This window comes from Bacillus timonensis, from assembly GCF_004799755.1.
GTDB lineage: Bacteria > Bacillota > Bacilli > Bacillales > Bacillaceae_L > Ferdinandcohnia > Ferdinandcohnia timonensis_A.
In genome coordinates this window covers 1-3,952 of the sequence record NZ_SLUB01000111.1, presented here as the reverse complement: position 1 = coordinate 3,952, position 3,952 = coordinate 1, and the positions used below count along the sequence as shown (strand labels likewise).

4 protein-coding genes are annotated in these 3,952 nt (G+C 33.0%); 2 read left to right on the top strand and 2 right to left on the bottom strand.

Going from position 1 to position 3,952, the window contains the following annotated elements:
- Positions 1 to 867: 867 nt before the first annotated feature.
- Positions 868 to 1,212, top strand: coding sequence for a hypothetical protein (locus E1I69_RS24645; protein WP_136381995.1), 345 nt, complete (start codon positions 868 to 870; stop codon positions 1,210 to 1,212).
- Positions 1,213 to 1,302: 90 nt separating this feature from the next.
- On the opposite strand, the gene E1I69_RS23870 is transcribed toward E1I69_RS24645, so the two are convergent.
- Positions 1,303 to 1,560 (bottom strand): hypothetical protein, encoded by a 258-nt coding sequence (locus E1I69_RS23870; RefSeq protein WP_136381994.1) that lies wholly within the window; start codon positions 1,558 to 1,560, stop codon positions 1,303 to 1,305.
- A gap of 127 nt (positions 1,561 to 1,687) precedes the next feature.
- Between E1I69_RS23870 and E1I69_RS23865 the strand changes: the two genes are divergently transcribed.
- A complete protein-coding gene (locus E1I69_RS23865; RefSeq protein WP_136381993.1) occupies positions 1,688 to 2,869 on the top strand; it encodes an alanyl-tRNA editing protein in 1,182 nt (393 codons plus the stop codon).
- 31 nt (positions 2,870 to 2,900) lie between these two features.
- On the opposite strand, the gene ytvI is transcribed toward E1I69_RS23865, so the two are convergent.
- On the bottom strand, positions 2,901 to 3,952 hold a 1,052-nt coding region (gene ytvI / locus E1I69_RS23860), incomplete at its 5' end, for a sporulation integral membrane protein YtvI (RefSeq protein ID WP_136381992.1).

Below are 3,952 nucleotides of genomic sequence, written 5' to 3'. Positions count from 1 at the left end.
AGATGTGTATAAGAGACAGGCTTTACGCATAGTGAATCTATTTGTCCTTTTGTTTCCGCATATGCCCATTGGAGAGGACATATAGAAGACCATGAGATTAATTGGCATGTGCACACTTATAGAAAAAGAAAAATCGCTGAAAATCAAGTGGATTTTTATACTAGATCTGATTCCGATTACTTTTTTAATATTTATATTGAATTAATGACTGGATTGTATAACGAGAAAGTTGAAACGATATATGGTAATGAACCATCCATTCTTCATTATGTAAGCCCAGATAATTTGACTATAACGAAATATACTTTCAATAGGCTTTTTGCACATCTGTTACATAATTACTTATTAAATTGGTTGATAGTAGCACACAATGATATGGGTAAAAGTGTTCATTACTTTTATTCTAGACCATTTATGAAATACAAGAATTTACCATTTTACACTATTGTATATCCATTTAAAGATAATGAAGCTGCCGAATTTCACATATGGCCAAACAAAGACAAAACTATTGAAAATATACTTAAGAAGTTGAAATGCCCAAATAATTCATAAAAATTGTTTGGACATTTTTTTATTTGCTTATGGCGGGGAAGTTTGTGTCGCCAGACATGTTTAGACTTTCTTGTCTTTGTACATAACTAATCTACCTAACTATTTAACTTTTTTCTAGTTTACATAATATCTATTCTCAGAACTTAGTTGGAATAAAGCAAAATACAGCAAATCAATGCTATAATTAACTTAATTATAGATAAACTAATCAACTTCTTTAAATTCTAACTCATGGTTGCATATATCTATGTGTTTAACTGCATTTAAAGCACCTACGCTAATTATCAATTTAAGTCAGGAGTTGTTTTTCATATGCCTTACGAAAGCAAAATTAGACCGCATAATGCTGATCGTGTAACTAAAAATACAACAATTAGCCGGGACTTGCTCAATCAAATAAAAGAAATTGCAAACCACATGCAAGTACCGTTTAATCAATTACTCGCTGAAGGTATTGATCATGTATTAAACACTTATAAGAAACCTAAAGAATTTAAAGCTCCAGTTAGACCTAAGGATAGAATTCAAATGGGCACAACATTTAGTCATGTTCAATATGAAATGCTAAAAGATCGTGCACGTAGACTTCATACACACACAAATACGTTAATCGAAATTGGGATGGAATTTATCATCGATAAATATCGAAATTTGTAATTCCAGCCCTCCCTTTGATTTTTTTATTTTAGTTTACATAATATAGTTATGATAAACTAAAATATTTTTTTCTGAACTAAAAATTTATTCTTACATCAACCTCCCGCGAATATCATTCAATTCTTGCAGGAGCTCCTCCATCTCAGAATGATTAATCCTAACTGGCATCTGATCATTTAAGGTGATGAAATGCTCCTGTTCCCCACTATCTACTTTTTTCATTAAATAATTGCAAATTGCCTCAAGCCTTTCTCTGCTTATAACAGATTGCGTATCCATATGCTTAAATTTAGTTAAAACAAATGCATTTTCTTCAATTTCTCCACTAATTAGACCGTTCACTTCCATATCAATTGCCTCCTTATCTACTCTTAAATTGCTCCTCCTCCCTTCTATTTATTACAACTCATAATTGAATCTTTTTTATTTTTCTAGTATGTTTTTAATATCTAAAGTCGAAAGGATCGAATACTAGATGACAAAAAAGTTATATTATGAAAATCCATACTTAACAAACTGGACCACGGAAGTTACCAATATGATCACAAAAGATGATCACTGCTTTATTACTCTTAAGGAAACTGCATTTTATCCTGAAGGTGGCGGACAACCTTCAGACACTGGCTTGATTGACAATATTAAAGTGATGGATGTTTTTCAGGAAGCTGGCGAAGTCTATCATAAACTCCCTCATCCCCCAGAAAACAAGGTAGTTGATTGTCAGATTGATTGGGAGCTTAGATATGATCATATGCAACAGCATACGGGTCAGCATTTGCTGTCAGCAATTTGTATCGAAGAATATGATGCACACACATCAAGCTTCCATTTAGGAAAAGATACCGTCTCAATTGATTTGAGTGTACCGGAATTTAGTGATGAACAGCTATTACATATTGAAAATAAGGTGAATAAAGCGATCTATGAAAACCAGCAAATTAAAACATATTTTGTTACTAAGGAACAAGCTGGCGCCCTTCCGCTTCGAAAAATGCCTGATGTTGAAGGAAATGAAATGCGGATTGTTGAGATTGAAGGATATGATACATCAGCATGTGCGGGTACCCATGTGTCAAGAACTGGCGAATTAGGATTGATGAAGCTATTAAAAACGGAAAAAAGTAAAGGAAATACACGTGTTTACTTTATTTATGGTGGTCGAACCCTTAAAGATTATCAAGCAACACATTCAGTTTTAACAACCTTAAGCAATCAGTACAGTACGAATCGTGAGGGTCTCATTGAAAAAATTAGCAAAATTGAAACAGAAAACAAACAATATCAAAGGGAAATTGAGGAGTTAAAAGGAAAAATCAATCAATTTTTAGCTCAGGAACTGATTCAAACTCATAACGAACCCATCATTACCCAGAACTTTGAAGATAAATCGTTAAAAGAAATTCAAGGCATTGCAAAACAGATCAATGAATCTTCAAATCAATGTGTGATTTTTACTACTACACTTGAGAATAAGTTGCTTATCTCACATAATGGTTCAATCCCAGTTCAATGTGGTCAATTGTTTAAACAAGAATTAAAAAATTACCACGGAAAAGGTGGCGGGAACAATAGCACTGCTCAAGCAGCTTTTGATAACGTAAGTGACCTAGAAGCATTTAAAACCTTTTTAGAAACAAAAATAAAAGAAGCCATATAAGTGAAAAAGCTACCCTTTGAGGTAGCTTTTCTTATATTTTATCCGATTTAAAGCTAAGGTTGATGACTCCCGCTTTTGTTAATGAATCGTAAAGGATAACGAGAAGCGGTCCTAGTAATAAACCAACTATCCCAATTATTTTAAATCCTAAATACATGCTAATTAGGGCTGCTAAGGCGCTAATGCCAAAGCTTTGCGAATATACTTTTGGTTCGATAATTTTTCGAATCACTGTAATGAGTACGAATAGAATTAATAATCCTACTCCAAGTTTGGTGTTGCCGTTAATTAACACAAAAACGGCCCACGGTACAATAAAGGATCCCGTTCCTAGGATTGGTAGTAAATCGACAAGAACAATGAGCAACGAAAGTATTAACAGATACTTCACATCTAAAATCCAAAGTCCAATATAAGTGATGATAAATGTGACGCCACTAAGTACGATTTGTGCTTTTAAAAAGCCAACAAATATCTTTTTCAATTGAGTGGTTACAATCTTTACCTTTTCAATTGAACTCTCCTGCAACATATCCTTAAGCCTGTTTTTAATTCCTGGAAGATCGTTCATGAAAAGGAAAGCTGCAACTAAATACACAATTAGCTCTAACAATAGTTGTGGAAGACTGGAAACAAAACCAAACGTCCCTTCTGTAATATTCCTTGCTACCACAATCAATAAATCCTGGAAGGAATACAATGTATTCATGATTGAATCCAAGACTTCCTTTGGCAAATCTTCAAAATAGGTTTCAAATTTTTGAAAAGTTGCAATGATTTGGTCCGTATCAATACTTGAGACATAGAACGGTATATTTTTCACAACCGTAATCAATTGATTAATAATGACATTGACTAATAAATAGCCCAAAAACAGTACAAAAACCATGAAAACAACAAAGGTTATGGTAACAGAATAGATTCGTTTGAATCGGTAATTTGTGATTAAAAAATTAACAACTGGCTCCAATAATAGAGCCGTTAAAAAGGCTAAAATTAATGAAATTGACATTGGTAATAAATACAGTAAAGCAATTAACACGATGACAAGGAGAATATTTCTTCTGTCTCTTATACACATCT

Coding starts and splice junctions, on each gene's coding strand:
- E1I69_RS24645 (WP_136381995.1), top strand. CDS start 868: ATGCCTTACGAAAGCAAAATTAGACCGCATAATGCTGATCGTGTAACT.
- E1I69_RS23870 (WP_136381994.1), bottom strand. CDS start 1,560: ATGGAAGTGAACGGTCTAATTAGTGGAGAAATTGAAGAAAATGCATTT.
- E1I69_RS23865 (WP_136381993.1), top strand. CDS start 1,688: ATGACAAAAAAGTTATATTATGAAAATCCATACTTAACAAACTGGACC.